Source organism: Pedobacter panaciterrae (assembly GCF_013204795.1).
Lineage (GTDB): Bacteria > Bacteroidota > Bacteroidia > Sphingobacteriales > Sphingobacteriaceae > Pedobacter > Pedobacter panaciterrae.
Genome location: NZ_JABMKW010000004.1, coordinates 65,150 through 89,713, shown reverse-complemented (window position 1 = coordinate 89,713; position 24,564 = coordinate 65,150). Strand labels below are relative to the sequence as shown.

The following is a 24,564-nucleotide window of genomic DNA, read 5'->3' as shown; positions in this document are numbered from 1 at the left end:
ACCTAGTTATTTTCCAGTTTAGGAATTCTTGTTGGCGTATCAATACCTTTTATAATGCTTATTGCGCTTTTGGCAATACCTTTAATGGTCGACAATATATTGTCTGAATCAAGGGTACTGTATTCGTCTTTTACGGTGTGATAAAACTTATCGGTATCTATTTGATCTGTGCTTATCGTATGTGCCGGAACGCCAAGAGCAGCTAATGTAGCATTGTCGCTTCTATAGAATAGATTTTGTTGTGGGTAAGGATCAGGGTGAAAAGTAAATTCTGTTCCTTTCAAGTTTTTCTGTAAGATCTGGCCAAAATCTGATTTATCATAGCCTGTTATAAAGGCTGTGTTTTTACCAAATTTACTGTCTTTACCAATCATTTCTATATTAAACATGGCTACAACATCGTCCGGATTTAATTTTTCCGAGAAATGCCTGGCACCAAAACCTCCAATTTCTTCTGCTGTAAAGGCTACAAATATTAGGGTGCGCTCATTATTGTTTAACTTCTTGTAATACTTGGCTAAAGCAATCATTGCTGTTGTGCCTGATGCATCATCATCTGCACCGTTTGCAATGCTGTCTTGTCCATCAGCTTTAATTATACCAAGGTGATCATAATGTCCTGAAAAGATGACCAATTCTTTGGCTTTTGATTTTCCGGGAATCATCCCTGCAACATTGAATAAAGGCATTTTTGCAAAAGAGTTTTTCAAGTCTACTTTAAAATCGCTTGCTACAGTGTCCTTATCAAGGACAAAAACAAGAGCAGTTGACTTGGCATTTAAATCTTTTTCGTCCAATATGCTTCCTTTGTCAAAGTATCCTTTGATTCTGTTAAAGGCATCTGCAAATTTTGCATCAACCAATATCAACTGTTTCTTGCCGCTTCTGCTAATTGGTCTGAACTGATCCATAAAAGGCTTAGAGGGATCAAGTTTTATCCATCCATCGCTGTTGGTGTTGTCAAAAGTTAGGTTTTCTGAGGTATTCCCAAATACCAGGATGTTTGCCGGATCAATGTTTGCGCCATCAATTGTAACAGAGGTGGCCTCAGGTTTCAATTGATATTTGAAGAAGGATTGGCGATAACCATTTTCTCCTTCAAGCGGTTTTAGCCCAATACTTTTGAACTCAGATTCTATAAAAGTTGCAGCTTTGTCTATGCCTGGTGTAAATGTACCCCTGCCTTGCATGTCATCACTGCTAAGGGTTTTGATCAGTCTGTCGACATAATCTTTTGTAATTATTTTATTGATGTCCTGTGCATTTGCCTGTTGTGCAATTAGAAGCACAAAAAAGAAGTAAAGAGCTTTTCTCATATATGTTAGTTAGAATTCAATGCGTTTTTTCTTCTGTTTATCTCTGTTGAAACACGTGTGTCATGAACGCCATCGATAACAGTTATCTCATAGTCTTTGTCTTTATCAGATTCGTACATCTGGACAGTTTCTATATTTTCTACAGATCTGTCATATGGTCCTCTGCTGCTCATCAATTTAACAAAAACAGGTAAGCATTCAAAGAAAATAAATAACAAGCCAATAAACGTTATCGCGAGTGAAGTATTTACATCTTTTTTACCGTTGGGGCTGATACTTAACTGACCTAAGGCAGAGTTCCTGTCGGCAAAGCCTGCAATACTGGTTAAGCTATCCAGTTGTTTGCTGGTATATAGTTTCTCACTCATCAGGCCATCAAACTGCTTTCGGTTATCTACAAAATCTTCGAGTTTTCTAACTCCTGCCGATAGGGTGTCCAAGTCTTGTTCGCGCTGCTTCAATTCTGCTTCTTTTCTTTTGGCGTATGGGCCATAGCCCATAATTCCGGAAGTTTCGGTTGTTTTGTTTCCAAAAATTTCGAAGTTTAGCTTTTGTCTGTCTGTCTTTATCGCACTCTCCATAGAGTCGCGCTGAGCCTTGGTTTCTTTGAGTTTAGCGAGTTCAATTTTATACTTATTGCCAAAGGCAATGTTTAACGTATCGATTTTAGAACGCTGATTGTTTAGATAAGTGACCTTTAAACGTTCCTTGATCTCTTTGTCGAATATTTTTAATTCCAGTGGACGGGATATGACAATCCCGATCATGATGGCTAATAAAATACGTGGGGTGGCCTGTAATAGCTGTTTGCCAGTGGAAGCACTTTTATTAATGCTGGAGACTATATAGCGATCCATATTAAAAATAGCGAGCCCCCAGATTAAGCCAAAAAGAAAGGCAAAAGGGAGTGCTGTTGAATCTCCTTTAAAAACAAAATACATGGCATAACCACCAGAAAGTGCGGCAAACAATCCGGTAAAGAAAATGGTGGCTCCGATGCCCACATATTTATTGTGCTCCGTAGGATGCTTTTCCAGGGTAGCAATATGTACTCCTGAACAAAACCAAAAGAAACGAAATATTGAATTCATGATGTTAAAGCCAAAGTTAGCAAAGACTTACTATTAAACGCCCGACATACTTAGTTGTTACAGTTATTCACTTTTTTGTAATGTTTCCTGCCACAATTATGGATACTTGCGTAACTTTATCTAAGTTTGAAAAAATCGAAATAATATGATTAAGGAAATAACGGTTGAGGAGCTTAAAGCAAAGATTGATAATAACGAAGATTTTCAATTGATCGATGTTAGGGAGCCATTTGAGTATGAAACATCAAACCTTAACGGATTGAATATCCCTTTGGGAGGTATTTTAATTGAAGCAGATAAAGTTGCTACTGATAAACCAGTAATTATGCAATGCAGAAGTGGCAAAAGAAGTGCTGCGGCTGTAATGCAGTTAGAGCAACAACTTGGTCTAACCAATTTGTATAACCTTAAGGGAGGCATTCTGGCATGGCAAGAGGCGTTTGATCCTGATATGCCTGTTTACTAGGATATGGGTAAGAAAATCGCTTTAAACGTTTTTTATAACCTGGGAGTTATTCTGTCGGGTTATGGGATATTTTGGGCTTTTAAAAATGAGAAATATCTATTCGTAGCTCTTTTTGTAGTTACTGCTGGGTTTTTTCTATACCAAAAGCTTCAGCTCATAAAAGAGATGAGAAGTAACCTTAAGAAGTAATAAAAAGATCTTCAGGAATACCTTCCAGGCCGAGACCTGGGAGGTATTTTAATAAATATTTTCCAGCCTCCATTTCCGGAGCTTTAAAAGGGTTGTTTTTGGTTAGCCAGGGGCCATCCAGATCCGCCCAGTCGCATAAAGGAGCAAGGGCAATTCCTGCCTGCGTGGCGCAGGATGTTTCGCTCATGCAGCCAATCAGAATTTTCATTCCAAAAGAACGCGCCTTCAGAATCATTTGATGAGCCTCATACATGCCGGCACTTTTCATCAGTTTTATGTTTATGCCATGATAAGCACCTTTTAGTGCATCCAGGTCTGGTAAGCGCTGTACGGCTTCGTCGGCTAGAATTGGGATAGGACTTCTACCCGTTAGCCAGGCATTCCCATCCATGTTGGTTTTATCCATTGGCTGTTCTATCAGCAAAGCCCCCTTGTCGTGCAGCCAATAAATCATATCTATCGCTTCGGCTTTGTCGTTCCAGCCCTGATTAGCATCGATATATAGAGGCAAGTCACTTACGCTTCTTATGGTATTGATAAGTTCTTTGTCGTTGTCTCTGCCTAGTTTTATTTTTAGCACTTTAAAATCTTTGGCATCTGCAACTTTTTCTCTTAAAACGTTTGGTGTATCTATGCCAATGGTATAAGAGGTTAGCGGCATTTTTAGCGGATCCGAACCGTAGACCTCATAACATGGTTTGTTTAAAATCTTACCATTTATGTCATTCAAGGCAATATCTATAGCTGCTTTTATCGCAGGGTGACCACTTTCAATGTCATCAAGATATTCCATTATTTCCCTGAAATCAAAAGGATAGGTGAACCTTTTCCAATCGACCTTGTTTAAAAAGGCAATTGCACTTTCTAAACTTTCGCCCATATAAGGAACCATTGATGCTTCGCCATATCCATCAATTCCTTCGTACGTAAGCTTTATCAGCATAACCGGAGTGCTTGTTCTTGAGAATTTAGCAATAGAAAATGGATGTTTTAATTCCAGTTGATATGGTTTGGCGTTTACCTGCATGAGCTAAAAAAGCTTTAAGTAATATCAAAGTTAAAAAAATAGGAGCTGCTGCTAATGTAAAAATAATATGCCTAATATTGCGCCTTGTATGAATAGCACAATATATCAACCGTTCAAAAACTTCGATTTTAAGTATAAAAACTGTTTTCTTAGTGGAGATACATTTTCTACGCCCATAACTGAGATTGGTATTTTGCCTGAGTGGCTTTTAAAAGTGGCCAACTTTAGCGGAGAGGAGCAGATTAAGCTACTTGATGAGAGTGTTCGTTCATACAACAGTTTAAAAGTTCCGTGCAATACGGAAGTATTAACTCATTTTATTGAGCCCCTGGAAGAAAAGATCCATAATGCTTTTTTAAAGGGATACGAAGCCGTCTCTAAGCTTGAAGAGGTTGAACTGTTCAGGTGGATCGGTAAGTTCATGTATAGCCTTATTTATGTAGAAATGCATGCGGCCGTTCGCCAGCAACAATTAAGTGCGGATGGCGTAAATATGTCGCAGGGACTGATGCATAAATTTGGAAATCTGCATACCATGATTCAGGGAATTTATACTGATGTGGTGTTTGAAGATTTTACACCCTGGTCTATTGTTGTAGTTCCATTAGAACAGCATGATACCACCTTTAGTTTTAGGGATGAAATCAATACGATGACTTTTTCCTTGAAATTGAAGGACTTTGGTATTATTGCCTGCCTGCAGGATAATGGAACGAATAAAAAATACCATCAGGAATTGCTGGATCAGATTGGAAACGCAGCATTATCGCCGCAGCAATTTGAAGAGCTTTGTGCCAGGTTTTTTTATTCGGCTTATTTGTTTAACCGATTACCGGAATATGCAATATTGCCGGTTGAGGGGTCTATTTATATTGATGCGATGCCTCTAAGAGGAACGTTGAATAAAGCTCTTTTTGATCATTGGCAACATAAAACCTACGCACAGGTATTACAGGATTTCTGGAAGCCATGGGATCATACACTTTTCGAAATCATTAAAGACCCGACAAATCCCATCAGCTATTTTAATCCGCCTAGCTTACCGGCCACTACTTAACCTATTTTGGCAAGTATCTGACCTAAGAAGTGAGGGATTGCTCCCGGAACAATTAGCACAGTAACAATTAAACCTGCAAGTGCACCAAAAAAATGCGCATCATGGTTTATGTTGTCTCTGGATTGTCTGGACGCATAAACGCAGTATAAAAGGTACAAGGGGCCAAATATGATAGCCCATATTGGAATAGGCAGGGGAAATATGATCATAGAAGAAAACGGCTGAAATAGAATGTAGCTAAACAGTACAGCGCTTATTGCTCCTGATGCGCCCAAACTATTGTACCACATGTCGTTTTTATGCTTTATAACAGAGGGTATGTCACTTAAAATTAGACCCATAAAATAGACTACACCAAATTGCCATGAACCGATCATTGCCTCGAGTTGAAAAGCGAAGAAAAAGAAGGTCATCATATTAAAAATCAAGTGCATCCAATCGGCATGAATCAATCCGCTTGTTACAAGGGTATAAACCTTATGCTTGCGCGACACACTATATGGGTGTAACATAAACTTACCGAATAACCCGGGGTCATTAAATGCGTATATACTTGTTATAATAGTAAAAACAAAAATTATTGAGGCTACTGGTGTATGCTGAAGGTATTCCATTCTTATTTAAGGATTAATTTAGTGTCGTTTACCAGACGGGCAATGGGGTATCGGGAGTGGGTTTTTTCGTAATAATCAGAATTTTTATAGACAAAGTCAAGCTGTGCCTCAGCATTTTTACTTAAACTGCTGTCTTTAGCCTTTTGAGCCTCAAGTTTTTTCTTTAGCTCAGGATTTTTCTTTAAAAGTTCTGCAGCAGTATCCTCAAAAACATAAGCGCTAAAATGCTCTTTCATTCCTAGTATTGCATCGAAGAAATTCCAGTTGAAGAAGGAATCCATTGCTTGTGGTTCGAGTGTTTCAATGATATATCTGTTAACGGACTGGTTTGTATAAACCACATAGTCGCCATCGTAAAACTGCAAAGTCTGTTTTACAGGATTCACCTTTACGTTAGAATGCAGGTAGTGCCCTTCAAACGGACTGTTTACTGTTTTGTAGTCCGTGATGTAATACGATTCAATATCGATTTGAGTATCTTTCTGCAGCTGCCGTACTTTTACGTTGTTAAGCTTTAACAGGTCAATTATTTTATCCCAGGCCTTTGGGATAATGTATGCTACCGGTTTTGTAATGGTAACAGCTGGCTGATAAGTATTCCAGTACTTGATGGTTGTGGTATAAGGCTCATTTCTGTCGTAATACAGGCGATCTAGCCCGCTTACCTCGCTTGGTTTTTTCTTTGCCGTATACCCCTTAAACTCCAGATCTTCTGCCAGATTTTCATTAAGCTTCCATTCTATAGGAAAGGTTGTTTGTTTTGCAATCTCTTCATCAGCTTTTCGCTTATTCTCTCCAATTACTTTTGCATCGCGAACTACTATGTCGATATAGATCTGCAAAAGGCGATATGTTGCATCAACCCTTTTATCATAATCTTTCAGCATATGGGTTTCAGGCATAAAGCCAATTGTATTGTGCAGCGTTGTGTATCCGGTAGAATACCTTGCCGATTCTAAAAAACCTGTGATTCCCGCATCTGGTGTCTCTTCAACAGAATTTACATATGGGATCATCTCATAACCAGCTTTTTTCATTCCTTCATATAGAGATGGTAACATGGTTTTAGTCATGTATCCAGATAAGGTAGGGTTTAACTTGTCTTTGTGGGTTGGAATAAGTGTCATTACATATTGGTAGTCTGCACCATTACTCGTGTGCGTATCTACGAATATTTCTGGTTGCCAGATATTAAAGATTTCCTGAAAGGAATGGGAGTTCTTAGAATCTGTTTTTATGAAATCTCTGTTCAGATCGTAATTTTTACTATTTCCCCTAAAGCCATAAGCCACAGGGCCATTCTGGTTTGCCCTGGATGTACCTGTTCGGTTAAAGCTACCATCTATATTGTAAACAGGAATGATGCAGATTACAACGTCTTTAGGCAATAAGTCCCCTTTTAATAAATCTCTGGCCAGCATCATGCTGGCATCTATACCTTCGGGCTCTCCGGGGTGTATGCCATTGTTTATTAGTAAAATACGCTTGTTGCTTTTTCTTATGGCAATAGGATCAAATATTTTGTCTTTTGATAAAACCAAAAGGTGCAGGGGTTTGCCAAAGTCAGTGTTCCCATAGGTAAATAACTTAGCCTGTTCGTATGTCTTATCTAACTGTTCATAGTGCTTAATGGCTTCATAATAAGTTGCTGTTTCTTTTTTGTCGCTTAATTCGTATGGCGTTAATTGTGCTGATGTATCCATTGCTATTAATAAAAGTAAGATGATGAGATAGGGCTTCATTAGCGTTGGGAAAATGCCGGGTTAATACAGTGTTTTTGTGGAAAGTCCCATTGGTCCAAATTGATACCTGATGCCGATAGAAAAATAAGTGTAGATGTCTGTATGGGAAGTTTCTTCTCTTCCATCTAAACCTCCATCAAGGCTAATGGTGCTTTGATAGTTTGCATTGATCCCATATCTATAATAACCGGCTTTATTAGGAAAGTAATAAGTGTATCCAATATTAAGAGGAATGATGATGTCTTTTGTTTTCGGGGTTTCGGCACCGCTTATGTTATTTAATATGCCTCCTAAACCAGCGCCCATATATAACCCTTTTATAGTGTTAGAAAAACCATTTCTTTTATAATCAATTAAAGCACCCAGGTAGAGTTTTGCATTAATTGTTAATGATTTGTAAGCGTTAACAAATTGTGGCGTCTCAAAGGCAGGATCTCTGCTTTCACCTTTAATCCGACCTATCTGTCCTTCTCCGCCGAGACTAATGAAAGGGGTAAAAAAGAATTCGCCAACACCGTAAATAGACTTTCCAAACTTATACTTTTCATAGTCTGTAAACGATTGGGTAAGCCCGCCGCCGCCGCCCAGGCTAAGTTTGTAAAAGTTAGATTGCGCTGTAGCGGTTAAACAAAGTAAAAGAGCCAGGATTGAGGTAAATATTGCTTTCAAAGTTTCTTCTTTAAGTTTCGAACCTATTTAGTAATCTTATATATAACTTTGTTTTTTCTATATGAATATGCTAAAATATCAAAATAATAACAAAACACTTCAAGGTAGGTTCACAAAGTACGTCCAAATTGATACGCAATCAGACCCATTATCTGAAACCACGCCATCAACAGCCAAACAAAAGGATCTGGGAAAGGTTCTTGTTGAAGAACTTTTGGAAATGGGAATTACAGACGCACATCTTGACGATTTTGGCTATGTGTACGCAACCATACCTGCTACTACAGAAAAAGAGGTTCCTGTAATTTGTTTCTGTTCGCACATGGATACTTCTCCTGATTGCAGCGGTAAAAATGTGAAACCCATTATTCATTCCAATTATCAAGGACAGGACCTGGTACTTCCTGATGATGAATCAATCATTTTGAAAATGGAAGAACATCCAGATTTAAAAGACCAGATAGGGAATGATATTATTACCGCAAGCGGAACAACACTTCTTGGAGCAGATAACAAAGCCGGACTTGCCGAGATCATGGAGGCAGCATCCTTTTTAATATCGCATCCTGAAATTAAACACGGAAAAATCAGGATCCTGTTTACACCTGATGAAGAGATTGGCCGCGGGGTAGATAAAGCAGATTTGAAAAAGCTTGGTGCTGATTTTGCATATACGATTGATGGCGAAACTTTAGGCTCAATAGAAGATGAAACATTTTCTGCTGATGGAGCTGTATTAACCATAAACGGTGTGAGTACGCATCCAGGCTTTGCTAAAGGGAAAATGGAAAGCGCAATAAAGATCTTGTCTGATGTAATTAGTGCATTGCCTGCAGATTGTCTTTCTCCTGAGTCGACAGAGCTTAAAGAAGGGTTTATCCATCCTGTTACTTTTGGAGGAAGTGTAGAGCAGGCCGAAGCCCGCTTTATTCTTCGTGCTTTTAATGATGAAGAATTAAGTGCTAATGGCGAATTATTGGATGCTACAGTTCAGAATATTATTGAAGATTTTCCAAACTCTACCTATGAGTTAAAAATAACTCCTCAGTACCGTAATATGAAACAAGTATTGGATCAATACCCTCAGGTAATCGAATACGGCATTGAAGCGATTAAAAGAGCAGGAATTATGCCTAAGCAGCAAAGTATCAGAGGCGGTACTGATGGTTCACGTCTTTCATTTATGGGTTTACCTTGTCCTAATATTTTTGCCGGAGAGCATGCTTTTCATGGTAAACAAGAGTGGGCATCGGTACAAGACATGGAAAAAGCAGTTCAAACCATTGTAAATATTGCCTCCATTTGGGAAGAAAAAGCTTAGGCTAATGGGGTAAACGGTGTCTTAATAATCCGTAAACAAATGTGCCCAATAGCGAACCAATTATTACTACTATCATAACCAGGTAGCCTTGTCCGAGCAGCACAAAAACTGGCCCCGGACAAGCGCCTGTAAGTGCCCACCCCAATCCAAAAATGGTGCCGCCAAATAAATATCGGCGCCATGATTTTTCCTTATCTGTAAATGAAATTGGGTTTCCTTCAACATCACGGGATTTCAATTTTTTCATTAGCCAAACCGCAATTACACCTGTAATTACGGCGGTGCCCATAATGCCAAACATATGGAATGATTGGAATCGGAACATTTCCTGAATGCGATACCAGGATATGGCTTCTGATTTACTCATAATAATGCCAAACAGTGTGCCGGCAAGAATATATTTAACTGATTTGATCATGAGTTAATGATTAAAATAGAAGTGGGAAAATTAAATGTGTCATTACCAGGCCGCCAATAAAGAAGCCAATAACCGCAATAAGAGAAGGAATTTGCAGGTTAGACAAACCGCTAATGGCGTGGCCTGATGTACAACCGCCTGCATAACGTGTTCCAAAACCAATTAAAAAACCTCCTCCAAGAAAAATCAGCAGCCCTTTCCCTGTTGACAGAAAATCCCAGTTAAATAATTGCGAAGGCACAATGTTTCCGTCGAACTGAATGTTAAGTTTTTGAAGGTCCTGAATAGTTGCTTCCGATAAATTTAAAGGAACATCTGATTGAAGCCAGTTCGCAGAAATGAAACCGCCAATTACGGAGCCAATCAGAAAAAGTAAGTTCCATCGTTCTGCTTTCCAGTCAAAATTAAAAAAACTTACCCATTTGCCTGCTCCCAGTATGCTGCACATGGTTCGCAGATTTGATGAAAAGCCAAAAGATTTTCCAAAAAAAATCAGAATTACCATTATAAAACTGATGGCCAGGCCTGATGTATACCATGGCCAGGGTTGTTTAATAAGTTCAAGCATAGTGTTTATTTGCTTAATGTTAACCGTGCTAAATATTGATCGTGATCGTCTTCAAAAACTATTTCGGCATCCCAGCCAGATTGCTGAGCAATATTTTTAAGCGTTTTTTGGTCTACATAAACCCATTTAAACCAATTGCCTTTAATGCTTTTATATTCGTACCTGAAACTTACCTCTCCATAATACCCGTTAAGAGGAAAGGGTATTTCCTGATAGAGATAAGATAGGTCGGAACTATCAAATACCAATTGCCCGCCAGGATTTAAGAGACCCTTCACGTGCTTTAAAAAAGCCTTTAGCCCTGCAATTGATCCTGTAAGGCCAATGCCATTCATCATAAAGAGGAGCGTGTCGTAAGTATCTTCTTTATAGGTAAGGATGTTTCCTTCGATGGCCTGTTTTAACCCTCGTTGTTTCATAATGGTAACCGCAGGACCAGAAATATCCATTCCGGTTACATTTAACCCGCGTTTTTGCAAAATGAGCGCATGACTACCCACGCCAGCACCAACATCAAGTACTTTTCCATTGCACAATGCTAAAGCCTTAAGCTCCAGTTCCGGCATTTCCTCTTCCCCTCTAAAGTAAACATCTACCGGCATTTCTTCCGGCTCATCATAAGAGTTATGTACCCATAAAGTTTCAGCGGGTGGTTTTGTAAATTGATCTTTTAAAGCTTCACCGAAAACATCCATAAAGGCAAAGATAAAAACCTTTGCCTGTTATAATTGAAACTCCTGATGATATTCGGGAATGTTTACATTTTTAAACCCATTGTTGATGATGCGCTGCGCAAATTTTTGTTGGACTTCATATTCTCCATGTACAAGAAATAGCTGCTTAACTTTTGAGGGCTCTTGCACCGATAAAAATTGCAATAGATCTTCGTAATCACCATGTGCACTCATAGATTTTATAGAGCGGACCTCGGCTTGTACGTCATATTCCTGCCCAAATAGCCAAACTCTTTTTTGCCCGGCAATTAACCTGCCGGCTAAGGAATTAGCCGTGGCATAACCGACCATTAAAATGGTGTTTTTCCGATCGGTGATGCTGTTTCTGATGTGATGTCTAACCCTACCGCCCTCTGCCATTCCGGATGAGGATATAATTACACAAGGGCGATCATCACTATTCAGCGCTTTGGATTCTTCAACGCTCTCTATAAATTTTAAACCTCTGAAATCGAAGATATCATGGTCTACTTTGAAAACCTCTTTAACACCATTGTTGTATACTTCCGGATGGTCTTTTAATACCTGAGTCGCTTCAAGTGAAAGAGGGCTGTCTACATAATAGCGGACATCGGGCAATTGGTTTTTAAGCTCCAGTCCATTTAGTGCATAAAGTAGTTCCTGAGTACGACCTACACTAAAAGCCGGTATAATTACTTTCCCTTTTTTGACCTCGCATGTATTCTTAATAATCTGCAATAACATATTCTCTATGGGCTCCAGATCAACATGCAGGGAATCGCCATAGGTAGATTCCATGATGATATAATCGGCCTGAGGAAATGTTTGCGGACTTTTTAACAGTAAATCCCCATAACGGCCAACGTCTCCACTAAAAGTGATATTCGTTACCTTTCCATCTTCAGTTATTTTTAGATGGACCGCTGCACTGCCAACAATGTGTCCTGCATCGGTAAACCGTAGTGTTATGTTAGGGTCTATTTCAAAATCCTGATCGTAGGAAACCGTTTTAAACAAACTAAGCGTTTTGCTAACATCCTTGTCTGTGTAGAGCGGCATTTCCTGATCTTCTACACGCTTAATTTTCCTGTTTGCATATTCTGCATCCTGCATTTGTATTTTGGCCGAATCCAATAGTAAGATCCTGGCCAGATCACGCGTTGCAGGAGTACAATATATAGGCCCATTAAAACCTTCAGAAACCAACTTTGGCAGCAATCCGCAATGGTCTATGTGCGCATGAGATAAGATCATGTAAGTAACCTTTGCAGGATCAAATCCGAAGGACTCATTTAAGCCCTCTGTGATGTCGCCCATGCCCTGAAAAAGGCCGCAGTCCAATAAAATTTGAGTCTCATTATTTAGGGTAATAAGGTGTTTACTACCAGTTACAGCGCGTGCTGCACCATGAAAAGCAATCTTCATTCAGAATATATTACGCTCTTACTTTTGCAATGGTATCTTTCACTTTATCTGAAACATCTGCAAGCTTGTCTTTAGAAGAATCTAATAAATCGCAGAACCAATCGGTTACTTTGCCTTTCATTTCACCATCTTTATCTGATGATAGTATTACTGCTATTGCTGTGCCAAGAGCTACTCCTGCCAATATACCTGCAATTATTTTAGTTTCTTTCTTCATAATGATATTCGTTTATGAAAGTTAAACAAAAATAAGGCCGAATGGTTCTCTTGTTTTACATTTTTCTTAATGCAGTCCCTGCAATTGAATCAGTATCTTTAACAGATGTTAAAGTCCATATCCTATATAAATATTGCGTTAGCTATTGTATACTTTTTGTTCTATTTGCTAAACAGCACATCTTATGCGATGATTGGCATTTTCACGGTAATTGCTTTTAGTGGCCTCACCATCAGAAATGCGGAGAAAGACATAAAACCTACAACAATATATTTTATTCTTGGATTGCCTGTGTTGGTGTTTGCTGGTTTTTTGGCAATATGGACCTACAATGTAATCGTAGCTTCATTTGAACATAATTATTTTGGGAATAGCTGGCTATATATTGCCATTAGTGCTTGTTTAATTGCGGGGATAATAATTCAAAGTATATTATTGCTTATCCACCGCCCTTAACTCTATTCTGAATTTCCTCGCTACCTGTTTTGCGGTCTTTTTTACTAATGTCTTGATTACCGAAACGGTAAGAAAGAGATAACATTATCCTACGGCTATCAGGCCTTTTATTGGTATACATGTCTATGTTCTGATATTTTGTTTGCTCCCTGTATCTGTTAGATTGGAAAATGTCATTTACCATAAGCTTAATGTTTCCCTTATCTTTCAATATGTTTTTTTGTACACCAGTTGATATTGCATAGCTTCCTTTGTAGGTTGATATACCATAAACTGAACCAGAGTAATAAAATCCACTTAATTCCATCGTGTAGCCCTTGCCGGCTTTAAATGAGTTTTGAGAGTTGAAACTAAAGCTCGTTGTATTGTTGTTAAACGTATTGTTCTGCACATTTCCTTTATACTCGTTACGAAAAATGTTTGCGAAATGTGTTCCATTCCACCATTCAATAAATGTGGTAGAAGCGGTGAAGCTAATGCCATAGTTAATGAGCCTGTTTAAGTTTTGAGGAGATTCAAAAGTGGTATTTAATGAATCTATCTGGCCGCTTAGCCAGGTAATCACATCGGTTGTTTGGTTGTAGTTTATTGCGGTAGTATATTTCCCCTTAAAGCTATGGCTCAATTGAAATGTATTGATCAGTTCTGGTTTTAAAAAGGGGTTTCCCTGATAAAAAAGCAGCGGATCTCTGAACACTCTGAACGGATTGAGGTCCCCATAATCTGGTCTTTCTATTCTTCTGCTATAAGCAGCCTGAATTTGATGATTACCGCCAATAGGCTTGTTTATAAATACACTTGGAAACAGTTGAAAGTAGCTGCGGATCAATAAAGAATCAGTAGTTATTTGATGGCCCTGTGTTCTCGTATATTCGCCTCTTAAACCTGCTTGTACACTAAAGCCTTTAAATTCTTTATTAATGTTGAAATATCCTGCATGTATCTGTTCTTTATACTTGAAATGATTGCTGCCATTACTGTCGTACTCCCAGTTGCCATTGTTTAGTACATCGTATCGGAGGTTATTGTCGGATTGTATGATGCTGCTTTTTAGTCCGCTTTCTAATTTTATCGTTTTGGTGAGGGGATCTGCGTAATCTATTTTAGCAAGATATACATCTGTTACGGCAGGGATATATCCTCGTCTGTTTGTGGTTATTCCGGCTTGTCCATCCGTTGATGGAAGTGTTGTTGTCTTTAAATTTAGATTAGAAGTAAAGCTATTACTCGCAAAATCAGCATCGGCTGAGAATGTCCTGCCTTCTTTTTTAAATTTATGAAGATAGTTAACATTGTATGTTAAGTTTTTCCAGTTCTGCTGGTCGTAATTGGTTGTAGCCATACGACTAATTATTGTCCCATCACCAGAAATTAGTCTGTTTCCAGTCTTGCTATCATGTGTGTATTTCCCAACATTACCATTTATAAGCAACCCGATTGTATTGGAACTGTCAAGCTCGTAATCAAGCCCAAGCCTGAAGTTATTTGTATGTAGTGGCTCATCGGTTTCTGTATCCTGATAAGAAGCCCGGCTTGCGATACCTCCTGCATTGCCGTTATCATAAAAGCGTCTAACAAAATCCAGGTATTCTGTTTCGCCACGATAACCGTAATCATAGCTGCCATAAACATTTACCTTGTCGTTTCTGTAGTTTAAACTTAGTGCACTGCCATAGCGTGCATTCCTGCTAGCCCCTCCGTTTAAAGAGACTGACCCATTTAAACCGGTTTTCATATTTTTCTTCATCTGGATATTGATGATACCACCATTTCCGGCCGCGTCATATTTAGCAGATGGATTGCTCATGATTTCTATTTTTGAAATAGAAGAAGAATTGGTTCCTTTTAATAAGGTGCTTAACTCTTTTGGAGAGAGATAAGTTGATTTTCCATTGATCATCACTAACACACCAGAACGGCCTTTTAACGAAATCTGGCCATCTTCACCAACTTTAACACCGGGAGCCCTTTCAAGAAGTTCTAACGCCGTATTGCCTTCAGATAAGATGCTGTTTTCTACATTAATTACTGTTTTATCTATTGTCTGTTCTACTAACTTTTTCTGTGCCGAGATCACTACTGCATTTAGTAATTTGCTGTCCTCCTTTAATTTTAAAAGGCCAAGGTCCAGTATTCTGTTTTCTACGGATATAACAAATGATTGAGTAGTGAGCGGATGATAGCTTACCCCGGTAACCTTTACAAGGTATTTTCCATCAGGGACAGCCGAAAATGTGAATTTTCCAGTTGAGTCACTTAATGCTCCTTTTACCATTTTTCCATCTTCGTAGAGCAAGCCTACAGAAACATATTCTATAGGTATGCCCTGGGGATCAACTACCTTTCCCGATATATTGCCTTTAGTTTGTGCATAGCAAGGGAGTTGAAAAGCGATAAATGCCATTTGCAAAATAAAGGGTAATAGGAATCCTGTAGAAAGCTTTGGGCCTCCTGTACTATATGTTTTCATAGGTTTTCTTTAAGAAAGTATTGGAACGAGTTTATTTTTTTTTGCTGCTTTTTTTCTTTTACCCCACCAAACATAGAAACCAGTAACAGGTAAACTGGCACATATCAGGCTGGCAAAAAAATAAATGATCTTTGTTGTAAGGCCAGCAAATGCTCCTACGTGTAAGCCATAATTAGACCGGCGGATCCAGGATGCAAGGTCTTCGTCTCTTAATCTTTTACTTGAAGCAGGTAACTCCGCAAGTGTGTGCTGATCCAGATAAACATCGCGCCATGTTCCTCTGTACATATCCGTACACACATAAATCGGATCTGATGCTTTCTCTGGAAAATGCATCAGAATATCATTGCGTTCGTGTTCAGCAATTTCGTTTATGCCTTTATGCCATGCCTTATCAACCTGTGAAAGCATATTTGATTTGGGATTGCTTGTTGTGTCAGACAACGCCTGTATACGAGGCTTATCTTCTCCACCAGCCATCCAGTATACACTTTTGTTAAACCAGGTGAAGCTCATCATTAGTGCTGTAAATGCCATAATAATGGCTATAATGATGGAATAAAAACCGAGCACATTGTGTAAGTCGTAATTTACCCGTTTAAATTTTGCACGCCATTTTATTTTAAAACTCTGCTCGCGTGTTTTTTTAGTCCATTTTTTTGGCCACCATAATATAAGGCCACTTATAAGGAGAAAAAAGAAGATGAAAGTGGCCCATCCTACCACTTGATGGCCTATTTTTTCTGGCAGCCACATATAATAATGTCCATCTTCAAAAAAATGGAAGATGTCTTCATGATCAACCATGGCAACCACATTTGCAGTATAAGGGTTTACATAGACAATGGAATCCGATTCATGAATGGTAAGTTGTGCAGTCCTGTTTTCTCCGTAATACCATACTGATTCCACTTCCTTGCCTGGCAAAGTTTTTTGAACGGCTTTGTAAAGCACAGAAGGGGGTAAAAACTGATCAGCATCTATAGTTTTTCGGGCGTGTAGCCATGGTGAGCTAATGCTTTTTATTTCTTGTTTAAATACCAGGACGCAGCCAGTAATGCTTAGGATAAATACTATAATTCCGGATGCTAATCCAAGCCATAAATGAAACCAGGCATTGATCTTTTTGAAAACCATTTATCAAGTCAAAAGTTATATCTACTATTTCAGTTTTTCTATACGAAGGATGTAATCGATGCCACCTATAAATTCAACACCTTTTGTTAATTTCTCAGTAGCCGGATCATACTCCCAAATGTAGTCTCTGTCGGCAGCATTAACCGCAATAAAGGCTTTTCCATCTTCAACAATTACTCCATTTACCATTCGTTCACCTTTATCCACGGGCAGATCTAATTTTCTAACAAGGGTGCCATTTTTCACGTCAATAACACGGAAGTAATGATCTGCATCAATGGACTGTCCGGCTATCCGTGATCTTACAATAGCTTTTCCATTACCAATGTACCACATTGCCGGAGCCATTTCATTGTTAGCAGCAGCGGAAAAATTGAAGAAATAGCTAGGGTCAATTTCTGTTTGTCCGTTTTTAATCCGGTACATTGCTGCAGGTGATTTGTAATCATATACATTTACCGGATCACTAATGAAATACAAGTCATTGTTTTCATCAACAAAAGATGATGGAGCATAAACACTTGGTCCGCCAAGCCCCGTGGTACGCGTATCCACTAATGATTTTTCCACAACCATAGTCGAATAATCTATAACAGCAACAAATGATTTTTGATAAACAGGCATGTTAGGATACTGAGACCAGTCATTAGACCCGAAACCATATCCCAGAAATAATTTGTTAGCCCTGTATTCAGCAAAGCCGATACTATAGGTCTGAAATCCAGAAGGGATGGCTTCAAGGCCAAGTGTGCCAGTTTTAATGGTCATTTTATCTACCTTAACTACCGCATAACGCGCTTCTCCATTACCTTCTCCGAAAATAACCAACGTGTTATTATCTGCCCAGGCATAAGAACTCCAGTTTAACCATGCAAAAGGAATTTCTTTGTCTATGATCAATGATCCATTTTCTACGTGATATTTTCCTAAACGCCCGCTATTGGCATTTGCATGATAGTAAAAGCCATCTTTCTGCACTACATCCTGCGCATATACTTTTCCTGTCATTTCCGCACCATTGCCCTTTAAGCTAATTGTACCGCTGGTTAATGAAGGAATGCTGGTGATGTAATAAGCAGTATTCGGCCAGCTGCCCACACATAGAATTGCAGCGTATTTCGTTCCTTCTTCTACGTTACCAATGTCTCTTTTTTCGCATCCGCTAACTGATATGAGCATTAATGCAACCAGTAGCAGTTTTGGTGTATAGTAAAATAATTTATTCATGCTTATTGTGTGAAATATTAATTTATTGAATGAAATATCTGAGTTTAACGGAGAATGACCTGCCAGGTTTTTGTAGTTTAAAGTTGTCGTAGGCAAGGTGATCTGTTAGGTTTCTGCACTCTGCAGAAATGTTGTACTTCCCTTTTTGAAGGGAATAACTTAGAGAGGCGTTATGGATAAATTGTGTAGGAATGTCTGATTTTCCATTTGGATTTCCTTTACTTTCCCAGGTCAGATAGAACCAGTTTACATACTGTGTAAACCAGTTAAATTGCAAACGGGTATCTTTTCCAAGGATGTTGTCTTGACCAATGGTGAAGTCGGCGTTTCCGAATAACCACGGCTGATTAGGGATTTTATTTTTATACGTTCCTTCAATATAGTAAGATTCCGTCTGCCCAAATTTTGTTGTATTTATTGCATTTTGATAGGTAAGGTTTAATGTTAGGGAAAGAAGCTGAGCGTAGTTATATCTTACCTCAGATTCAAAGCCTGTAATGCGAACGCTTGATTGGTTTTCGTTTTTTAACAATTTAGAACGCACATCTGGCACAGGAAAAATAAAGTCCTTCGCATTGCGGTAAAATGCCGATGCTTCAATAAAAAACGAGCTCTTATCAATTTGAAAGCCATAATATGCGCCAAAATTGATATTGTCGCTGCGCTCAGGCTTTAAGTCAGGATTACCTTGCAGGTTTAATCCGTCGCCAAACATTTCTTCCGCCTCCTGAAGTCTGTAAGTATGCTCATAAGATGCCTTGATGCCGAGACCTTTGGTTAATTTATACCTTGAAGCTATGCCATACCCAAAATTTCCAAAGGCAGTATCGAGTAATGCATAGGCGCCATTAATATATTTAGCCCTTTCTAAACCAAGATGGTAGTATTTTCCAAAAACGGTGTTTACCAAACGGTTTTCTAACAAGTTCTGCTGATAGGCAAAGCCTACAATCTGTTTATTCATCAGGCCAGGAAGACTGTCGCGATCTACCTGTAGCTGATTGTAGTTTTCATTCTTTAAATGATCGAGTGTATAGTTAAGGTTTAGAGAATGCTGACTATTTATGACATAACTCAAGTTTCCCATTGCATAGGTGCGTGGTCTAACGATATTGGCGATGGTTTTAATCCCGTTGCCCATTTCAGTATAGCCTTTATCGTACCAGGTCCCATCCCAATTATAATTGCGGAACAGCGTGTCTGTGGTTTTATATGTGTCTTTGGATCTTGCTGCAAATGCACTAAAATTCAGGCCCTCGGTAAATAGGTTGTCCTTTTTATATCTTAAAGTTCCGCTTTTTGCATAGTTGGTTCTTCGAACTTTTCCATAAACCGTGTTTTGGTCGAAGCCAGTTTGCAAATCTTGATGACCTTCATTGTATCCGGCTCCAATGAAAAGCACATCTGCCCATGTTTTATTGGTGATACCTACTTCTACCTGACCAAGAGCTGATAAATAATTATCATGGAAACGTCTGACATCTGCCTTCACATACTCCGCATCGGTAACATCCGTAATGTAATTGCCATCTCTTACACCACCCACAACTACATCGACACCTTTCATTTTGTAGTTGTTTACAGATGAATTTAAAAAGCCACTTCCTTTTATGATAATCCCTGTTTTCTCATGAACATATTGGCCCGTTAGTGCCGATCGGTTGGTGCTGAATGAACCGTAACTATGACTTAGGTCAAGATAGTTGCTTACCTTTTGGTTTGTAATCACATTTACGGCTCCACCCATTGCATCTGCCCCCAATTGAACAGGTACAACCCCCTTATAAACCTCTAGGCGTTCTGCCAAGTTAACAGGAATGTTATTTAATGACATTGCACTTCCCATTACATCCATTGGGATACCGTCAATAAAAAACTTGACTTGTTTTCCTGATAACCCATTGATGGAGAATTTGAAGTCAGAACCTAATCCACCCTGCTCACGGATTCTAACACCAGTACTCCTGTTTAAAATCTGATTTAAGTCGGCAGTAGTATTTGCAAACTTTTTAGTCTCAATGGCATTTACCGAAAATCCGGACTCTTTAATCTCTCGTGTTTTAGTCTTTCCATCAATTGCTACATCGTTTAATAATCTGAGATCCCTTTTTAGAGAAAAATTGATGTTGAGTTTTTCGCCCTCCTTCAGTGTTATCCGTCTCGATTCTGCAATATAGCCGAGGTAGCTTATCTGAATGGTATAGGCTCCTTTTACGAGATTAGTTAATTCAAAATACCCTTTAGAATCAGTTGTGATTCCGGTTTTTGTATTTTTTAATACAACAGAAGCGCCGGAAATGGTTGTGGTGCTATCCTTTACAATTCCAGAGATGGAAGAATTTTGTGCGAACACATAAGATGATAGAGCGGTAAAGAATATTGAAAGTAAAGTTTTACGATATAGCATTATTTTAATATTGTGTATTTATACTGTAAGTAGCATAACCACGACTTCCCCGAAGGTGGGAAAGCAAAAAATATTAAAATAGTTTAATTCTAAGGATTCAGTTTATCGATGCGCATAATGAAATCGGTATTGCCCGCCAGTTCAAGCCCTTTCTTTAAGTCATCTGTTTTGGGGTTATAAATCCAGATAAAGTTGCCTTGAGTGCTTGAATTGACCGCAATGTAGGCCATATTATCTTTAACAATAATACACTCTCTTCTTGTTCCCTTATCTAGGGGAAGGTTAAGTTTTTTAATAACTCTTGCTGCGGCCAGATCAATCAGATAAAATTCAAAATGAGCGGTGCTATAATGATCGCCTAATCCCTTAAAAAGGTCCTTTCTTTCACTTCTGATGATGGCTTTGTTGTTGCCAATATACCACATGCCATAAGCATGGTTATTTATTAATGACGAAGAGATGTTGATAAAGTAGTCCTTATCCAGGCTTTCATCACCTGCTTTGATTCTAAATATTCCGCTAGGTAGGGCGGGGCGATTGCCAAGAGCTATTCCCGGACACGACATGAAGTAATAATTGTTGTGCTCATCATTAAAGGAATAAGACTGTACCGTGTTTATGCCCCCCGGATAGGTGGAACGGGTATCTTTATCGATCTTTAAAAGATTCATTTGCGGATAGCCCAACTCGGCAATGTAAGTGGTGTCGCTTGTGGTGTAATTGGAGGAACTTAATTGCTGGTGGTACGTATAACCAACGAAAAGGTGATTTTTACGCAGCTCTACAAACCCAATTGACATAGAAGTAAGCTTACCAGAAGGCTGGGGAATTGCGAGGCTGCCTGAAGATAGCAGATCCATCTTTCCAGTTTCAATCAGAACGTATTTTGCCTGCTTAAAACCTTTAATGTCCAATCCTGTTAATAGCAAGGAGTCTTTACCTACCCATAAATAGTTCTCTATTGAAAAGTCTTTTAGCGGGATAGATGCAACAGTATGTAAAGAATCATTTTGTACATTGTATTTAGATAATTCAGCTTTCTTTCTGTTTAGATGGTAGTAGCTACCGTCTTTAACAATGATGTCTCTGTCCATTGCTTTTGCATCTAACATTGCCCCTTGTTGTTCAGGTAATATTTTTCCGCTATCTAAGGAGTTGGTTTCAACAATATATTCTTTACCATCTTTTCCAAGAATATACATGCTGTAATTTTTGCCCGCCAGCATGTTGCTGGTTTCTGGTTGTTGGGAGCAGGAATAAAGGAATAATGATAAGGTGGCTGATGTTAATAAAAGAATAACCTTTTTAACAGATTTATATATTGTTTTTTCTTGCAAGGATGATTTGTTTTATTAGATACTGAACTGATTTATGATTTGTTTTTGTAATACAGGCGGCAAGTCCATCAGGTTTCTTTCGCTAACTACAATGATCTTATCCTCGTCTGTTTTACCGTTAAGGATAATGTAAGTTTGACCCCCTTTTAAAGATATTTTTTTATCAGTTCCTTTAAATTTAAGCTCTACATCTTTTTTAGGAGAAATCAACATACTCCCCGATAGGTCAACGGAGCCTGTAGCATAATTTATTTTAGCAAGTGTATTTGGGCCAACGGAAATATTATAGCCTTTAGAATCAAGATGCCTAACGCTTATTGCTGAAGTATTATCGACAGACACAAATTGAGGCGAATCATTTTTTGTCTTTATTGTAAATTGATAAAAACCCAAGCCTAGTAATCCTAAAACTATTGAAGCCGCAACTGCGCCTTTCCAGAATGAAAGCGAATGGCTTTTGGTAATGCTTTCCTTAGCGGGTGCGGGAGCTATTTCATTCCAAATAGCAGCCTTGTGGGCTGCCTTGTCTTCGCCAACTGGAAGATCCAGCTCTTCTGCCGAGTCATCTGCAAACAACCAATCCTCTACCGCCTTGCGTTCCTCTTGAGTGCACTCATCTCTATGGTATCTCTCTATCAGTTCTTGATTGATATTCATATGGCTTTACAGTTACCTGGTTTTAGGTCTTTTTGGTAAAAGTAACATAAACTTATATAAAATTAGCGCTTTAAATGTAAGTAGCATAACGCTGTAATTTCCGTAAGCTTTATTGAAAATTAATTATTATAGGGTGCAAGTTTAACTTTAAGCACGCTCATTGCTTTGGTAATATGATATTCTACTGCACGCTCTGTAATCAGAAGAGCAGAGGCAATTTCTTTATTGCTAAGCCCTTGCTCGCGACTCATCTTGTAAACTCTTTTGCATTGGCATGGCAACGTATCAACAAGGATATTTACCTTTTCTTTAAGGTTGTTAAATAAAACATGCTCTTCGGTACAATTGCTTGATGGGCATGAATATTGCATTTTGATGCTTACATGCTTCTGCCTGCTAACTTTATTTCTGATGTATTCGAATGTTTTAAATTTAGCAGATCTGATTAGATAGTTGCTTACTTTTTCGAGTTCAAGCTCATGGCGGCGTTCCCAAAGTGATTTAAAAATATCCTGAACCATCTCTTTTGCAGGTTCTATTTCGCGGATATTGTTGTAGCAAACAGCGTAGACTTTTTCCCAATACAGATTATATACGGTTTCGAACGCTTGTTCGTCGATCCGTAGAGGATTGGTGCAATAATCTGTAGGTTTTCTGTCTGACAATGCCCTCGCGTTTTGTGATTCGGGCCAAATATAGCTTATTTAGATTTATTATAAACAATAGAATGAAGAATTATTTAAAGCAATAGAATAATTCATTAAAACAGAAGTATAATGCATTGTTTGGAGCAAGGTAACGCACTAATTTAGATTTATGATTAAAAGTATAAATATACAGGATGCAAGGTTTCCGTTAGCTAAGGGTGCAGGCAGTGATGCCATTCATCGTGATCCCATATATTCTTATGCAGTAACCAATCTGGTTGATGACGGCGGTTTAGTGGGAACAGGTTTTGCATTTACGCTTGGAGAGGGAAATGATCTTGTTTGCAAGGCTGCGCAGTTCTATGCAGATCAGCTAAAAGGAAGAGATATTGAAGAACTAATGTCTGATTTTGGAAGCGTATTTAATCAGCTGTCCAATGAGCAGCAGTTTCGTTGGCTTGGACCACATAAAGGTATAGTGCATTTGGCTCTTGCCTCTGTTACCAATGCATGTTATGATCTTTGGGCTAAAAAGAGAGGAGTGCCACTTTGGAAATTGTTAAATGATTTATCACCACAAGAAATGGTAAATACACTTGATCTGTCTTATTTAGAAGATGAGCTTACGGCCGCTCAGGCTTTACAATTATTAAAAGATAATGAGGTAGGTAAAGAGGCTCGCAAACAAATTGTTACCCAGGGCTATCCAGGGTACGATACTTCGATAGGCTGGTTTAATTATACAGATGAGAAGGTTCGCGAAAATTGTAAGAAAGCCATTGCTGAAGGCTTTACGGCTATGAAACTGAAAGTGGGCAGTTCAGACCCGCAGAGAGATATCCGCCGATCGCATATTGTGCGTGAAGTAGCCGGAGATGATGTAAAAGTTATGCTGGATGCAAATCAGCAGTGGACATTACCGCAAGCACTAAAAATATGCAAAGAGCTGCAGGGCATGAATCCTTACTGGATAGAAGAACCAACTCATCCGGATGATGTACTTGCACATAAAACACTGGCCGATGCTATTGCCCCAACCAAACTTGCATTAGGAGAGCATGTACCAAACCGGATTATCTTTAAGAACTATTTGCAAACCAGGTCTGCAGGTTTTATGCAGGTTGATGCAGTAAGGGTGGGCGGTGTAAGTGAATTTATTACTGTTAGTCTGCTTTGTCGTAAATATGGAATTCCAGTGGTGCCACACGTAGGCGATATGGGTCAGCTTCATCAGCATTTGGTGTTATTTAATCACATTACAATGGGCCATGAAGCTTTGTTCCTGGAGCACATTCCCCATTTGCAAAAGCACTTTGTACATCCTGTAATTATAGAGGGCGGGGTTTATAAAACGCCAATGGAGCCCGGCAGTAGTTGCGATTTGAAACCCTTAAATTAAACCTCAGAAAAA

Annotated in this window: 24 protein-coding genes; 6 read left to right on the top strand and 18 right to left on the bottom strand. The window is 38.8% G+C overall.

All coding sequences use genetic code 11. From position 1 onward, the window contains the following. Positions 1-2: 2 nt before the first annotated feature. Together HQN86_RS01340 and HQN86_RS01335 are read right to left on the bottom strand one after the other, a co-directional pair. Positions 3-1,316 carry a M20/M25/M40 family metallo-hydrolase gene (locus tag HQN86_RS01340; protein ID WP_172659250.1) on the bottom strand — a complete coding sequence of 438 codons (1,314 nt, stop codon included), beginning with the start codon at positions 1,314-1,316 and terminating at the stop codon, positions 3-5. Positions 1,317-1,321: 5 nt separating this feature from the next. Next, positions 1,322-2,407, bottom strand: coding sequence for a DUF4407 domain-containing protein (locus tag HQN86_RS01335; protein ID WP_172659249.1), 1,086 nt, complete (start codon positions 2,405-2,407; stop codon positions 1,322-1,324). A gap of 148 nt (positions 2,408-2,555) precedes the next feature. Here HQN86_RS01335 and HQN86_RS01330 point away from each other — a divergent pair, with 148 nt between their 5' ends. Together HQN86_RS01330 and HQN86_RS26795 are read left to right on the top strand one after the other, a co-directional pair. Then, entirely contained in the window at positions 2,556-2,873 is a 318-nt protein-coding gene (locus HQN86_RS01330; protein ID WP_048908338.1) for a rhodanese-like domain-containing protein, read from the top strand. A 3-nt stretch (positions 2,874-2,876) separates the two neighbouring features. Next, the gene (locus HQN86_RS26795; protein WP_048907957.1) at positions 2,877-3,062 is read left to right on the top strand and encodes a DUF6358 family protein; all 186 of its coding nucleotides are present in this window, start codon (positions 2,877-2,879) and stop codon (positions 3,060-3,062) included. Here HQN86_RS26795 and HQN86_RS01325 read toward each other — a convergent pair. Beyond that, on the bottom strand, positions 3,052-4,089 hold the full coding sequence (locus HQN86_RS01325; protein WP_172659248.1) for a dipeptide epimerase: 1,038 nt from the start codon (positions 4,087-4,089) through the stop codon (positions 3,052-3,054). The genes HQN86_RS26795 and HQN86_RS01325 overlap by 11 nt on opposite strands. A gap of 88 nt (positions 4,090-4,177) precedes the next feature. On the opposite strand from HQN86_RS01325, the gene HQN86_RS01320 reads away from it, so the two are divergent. Then, entirely contained in the window at positions 4,178-5,146 is a 969-nt protein-coding gene (locus HQN86_RS01320; protein WP_172659247.1) for a hypothetical protein, read from the top strand. On the opposite strand, the gene HQN86_RS01315 is transcribed toward HQN86_RS01320, so the two are convergent. Genes HQN86_RS01315 through HQN86_RS01305 form a run of 3 tightly spaced genes read right to left on the bottom strand, consistent with a single transcriptional unit; the run spans position 5,143 to position 8,171 of the window. Next, on the bottom strand, positions 5,143-5,760 hold the full coding sequence (locus HQN86_RS01315) for a rhomboid family intramembrane serine protease (protein ID WP_172659246.1): 618 nt from the start codon (positions 5,758-5,760) through the stop codon (positions 5,143-5,145). The two genes, HQN86_RS01320 and HQN86_RS01315, sit on opposite strands and share 4 nt — an antisense overlap. A 2-nt stretch (positions 5,761-5,762) precedes the next feature. Continuing rightward, on the bottom strand, positions 5,763-7,463 hold the full coding sequence (locus tag HQN86_RS01310; protein ID WP_246269376.1) for a M14 family metallopeptidase: 1,701 nt from the start codon (positions 7,461-7,463) through the stop codon (positions 5,763-5,765). 60 nt (positions 7,464-7,523) lie between these two features. Then, on the bottom strand, positions 7,524-8,171 hold the full coding sequence (locus HQN86_RS01305) for a hypothetical protein (protein WP_172659244.1): 648 nt from the start codon (positions 8,169-8,171) through the stop codon (positions 7,524-7,526). A gap of 67 nt (positions 8,172-8,238) precedes the next feature. Here HQN86_RS01305 and pepT point away from each other — a divergent pair, with 67 nt between their 5' ends. After that, a complete protein-coding gene (pepT, locus tag HQN86_RS01300) occupies positions 8,239-9,492 on the top strand; it encodes a peptidase T (RefSeq protein ID WP_172659282.1) in 1,254 nt (417 codons plus the stop codon). Between the two features lies 1 nt (position 9,493). Here the strand turns inward: pepT and HQN86_RS01295 are convergent, their stop codons facing one another. Genes HQN86_RS01295 through HQN86_RS01275 form a run of 5 tightly spaced genes read right to left on the bottom strand, consistent with a single transcriptional unit; the run spans position 9,494 to position 12,815 of the window. Next, positions 9,494-9,910 (bottom strand): DUF6691 family protein, encoded by a 417-nt coding sequence (locus HQN86_RS01295; protein WP_172659243.1) that lies wholly within the window; start codon positions 9,908-9,910, stop codon positions 9,494-9,496. A gap of 10 nt (positions 9,911-9,920) precedes the next feature. Then, a complete protein-coding gene (locus HQN86_RS01290) occupies positions 9,921-10,478 on the bottom strand; it encodes a YeeE/YedE family protein (RefSeq protein ID WP_172659242.1) in 558 nt (185 codons plus the stop codon). A 5-nt stretch (positions 10,479-10,483) separates the two neighbouring features. Next, a complete protein-coding gene (locus tag HQN86_RS01285; RefSeq protein WP_172659241.1) occupies positions 10,484-11,173 on the bottom strand; it encodes a class I SAM-dependent methyltransferase in 690 nt (229 codons plus the stop codon). Between the two features lie 27 nt (positions 11,174-11,200). After that, positions 11,201-12,598 (bottom strand): MBL fold metallo-hydrolase RNA specificity domain-containing protein, encoded by a 1,398-nt coding sequence (locus HQN86_RS01280; RefSeq protein ID WP_172659240.1) that lies wholly within the window; start codon positions 12,596-12,598, stop codon positions 11,201-11,203. 10 nt (positions 12,599-12,608) lie between these two features. Beyond that, the gene (locus tag HQN86_RS01275) at positions 12,609-12,815 is read right to left on the bottom strand and encodes a YtxH domain-containing protein (protein ID WP_048907947.1); all 207 of its coding nucleotides are present in this window, start codon (positions 12,813-12,815) and stop codon (positions 12,609-12,611) included. A 105-nt stretch (positions 12,816-12,920) separates the two neighbouring features. Between HQN86_RS01275 and HQN86_RS01270 the strand changes: the two genes are divergently transcribed. After that, positions 12,921-13,271, top strand: a complete 351-nt coding sequence (locus HQN86_RS01270) for a hypothetical protein (protein WP_172659239.1) — start codon at positions 12,921-12,923, stop codon at positions 13,269-13,271. On the opposite strand, the gene HQN86_RS01265 is transcribed toward HQN86_RS01270, so the two are convergent. The 7 genes from HQN86_RS01265 to HQN86_RS01235 all read right to left on the bottom strand — a co-directional run bounded on the left by HQN86_RS01265 (position 13,255) and on the right by HQN86_RS01235 (position 23,171). Continuing rightward, complete coding sequence (locus tag HQN86_RS01265; protein ID WP_172659238.1) at positions 13,255-15,741, bottom strand: outer membrane beta-barrel protein; 2,487 nt, start codon at positions 15,739-15,741, stop codon at positions 13,255-13,257. The genes HQN86_RS01270 and HQN86_RS01265 overlap by 17 nt on opposite strands. A gap of 9 nt (positions 15,742-15,750) precedes the next feature. After that, positions 15,751-16,878 carry a PepSY-associated TM helix domain-containing protein gene (locus tag HQN86_RS01260; protein WP_172659237.1) on the bottom strand — a complete coding sequence of 376 codons (1,128 nt, stop codon included), beginning with the start codon at positions 16,876-16,878 and terminating at the stop codon, positions 15,751-15,753. A 24-nt stretch (positions 16,879-16,902) separates the two neighbouring features. Further along, positions 16,903-18,105, bottom strand: coding sequence for a DUF4374 domain-containing protein (locus HQN86_RS01255; RefSeq protein ID WP_172659236.1), 1,203 nt, complete (start codon positions 18,103-18,105; stop codon positions 16,903-16,905). Positions 18,106-18,127: 22 nt separating this feature from the next. After that, on the bottom strand, positions 18,128-20,512 hold the full coding sequence (locus HQN86_RS01250) for a TonB-dependent receptor (protein ID WP_172659235.1): 2,385 nt from the start codon (positions 20,510-20,512) through the stop codon (positions 18,128-18,130). Positions 20,513-20,601: 89 nt separating this feature from the next. Then, complete coding sequence (locus HQN86_RS01245) at positions 20,602-21,849, bottom strand: DUF4374 domain-containing protein (RefSeq protein ID WP_172659234.1); 1,248 nt, start codon at positions 21,847-21,849, stop codon at positions 20,602-20,604. 15 nt (positions 21,850-21,864) lie between these two features. Next, positions 21,865-22,506, bottom strand: a complete 642-nt coding sequence (locus tag HQN86_RS01240) for a hypothetical protein (protein WP_172659233.1) — start codon at positions 22,504-22,506, stop codon at positions 21,865-21,867. Between the two features lie 119 nt (positions 22,507-22,625). Further along, positions 22,626-23,171: a sigma-70 family RNA polymerase sigma factor gene (locus tag HQN86_RS01235; RefSeq protein ID WP_172659232.1), complete on the bottom strand. Its 546-nt coding sequence runs from the start codon at positions 23,169-23,171 to the stop codon at positions 22,626-22,628. A 151-nt stretch (positions 23,172-23,322) separates the two neighbouring features. Between HQN86_RS01235 and HQN86_RS01230 the strand changes: the two genes are divergently transcribed. Further along, positions 23,323-24,552, top strand: coding sequence for an enolase C-terminal domain-like protein (locus HQN86_RS01230; RefSeq protein WP_172659231.1), 1,230 nt, complete (start codon positions 23,323-23,325; stop codon positions 24,550-24,552). Positions 24,553-24,564: the final 12 nt, after the last annotated feature.

Bases quoted from the DNA above. Each gene is read 5' to 3' on its own strand.
- HQN86_RS01340 (WP_172659250.1), bottom strand. From the start codon at position 1,316: ATGAGAAAAGCTCTTTACTTCTTTTTTGTGCTTCTAATTGCACAACAG.
- HQN86_RS01335 (WP_172659249.1), bottom strand. From the start codon at position 2,407: ATGAATTCAATATTTCGTTTCTTTTGGTTTTGTTCAGGAGTACATATT.
- HQN86_RS26795 (WP_048907957.1), top strand. From the start codon at position 2,877: ATGGGTAAGAAAATCGCTTTAAACGTTTTTTATAACCTGGGAGTTATT.
- HQN86_RS01325 (WP_172659248.1), bottom strand. From the start codon at position 4,089: ATGCAGGTAAACGCCAAACCATATCAACTGGAATTAAAACATCCATTT.
- HQN86_RS01320 (WP_172659247.1), top strand. From the start codon at position 4,178: ATGAATAGCACAATATATCAACCGTTCAAAAACTTCGATTTTAAGTAT.
- HQN86_RS01315 (WP_172659246.1), bottom strand. From the start codon at position 5,760: ATGGAATACCTTCAGCATACACCAGTAGCCTCAATAATTTTTGTTTTT.
- HQN86_RS01310 (WP_246269376.1), bottom strand. From the start codon at position 7,463: ATGGATACATCAGCACAATTAACGCCATACGAATTAAGCGACAAAAAA.
- pepT (WP_172659282.1), top strand. From the start codon at position 8,239: ATGCTAAAATATCAAAATAATAACAAAACACTTCAAGGTAGGTTCACA.
- HQN86_RS01295 (WP_172659243.1), bottom strand. From the start codon at position 9,910: ATGATCAAATCAGTTAAATATATTCTTGCCGGCACACTGTTTGGCATT.
- HQN86_RS01290 (WP_172659242.1), bottom strand. From the start codon at position 10,478: ATGCTTGAACTTATTAAACAACCCTGGCCATGGTATACATCAGGCCTG.
- HQN86_RS01285 (WP_172659241.1), bottom strand. From the start codon at position 11,173: ATGGATGTTTTCGGTGAAGCTTTAAAAGATCAATTTACAAAACCACCC.
- HQN86_RS01280 (WP_172659240.1), bottom strand. From the start codon at position 12,598: ATGAAGATTGCTTTTCATGGTGCAGCACGCGCTGTAACTGGTAGTAAA.
- HQN86_RS01275 (WP_048907947.1), bottom strand. From the start codon at position 12,815: ATGAAGAAAGAAACTAAAATAATTGCAGGTATATTGGCAGGAGTAGCT.
- HQN86_RS01270 (WP_172659239.1), top strand. From the start codon at position 12,921: ATGTTAAAGTCCATATCCTATATAAATATTGCGTTAGCTATTGTATAC.
- HQN86_RS01265 (WP_172659238.1), bottom strand. From the start codon at position 15,741: ATGAAAACATATAGTACAGGAGGCCCAAAGCTTTCTACAGGATTCCTA.
- HQN86_RS01260 (WP_172659237.1), bottom strand. From the start codon at position 16,878: ATGGTTTTCAAAAAGATCAATGCCTGGTTTCATTTATGGCTTGGATTA.
- HQN86_RS01255 (WP_172659236.1), bottom strand. From the start codon at position 18,105: ATGAATAAATTATTTTACTATACACCAAAACTGCTACTGGTTGCATTA.
- HQN86_RS01250 (WP_172659235.1), bottom strand. From the start codon at position 20,512: ATGCTATATCGTAAAACTTTACTTTCAATATTCTTTACCGCTCTATCA.
- HQN86_RS01240 (WP_172659233.1), bottom strand. From the start codon at position 22,506: ATGAATATCAATCAAGAACTGATAGAGAGATACCATAGAGATGAGTGC.
- HQN86_RS01230 (WP_172659231.1), top strand. From the start codon at position 23,323: ATGATTAAAAGTATAAATATACAGGATGCAAGGTTTCCGTTAGCTAAG.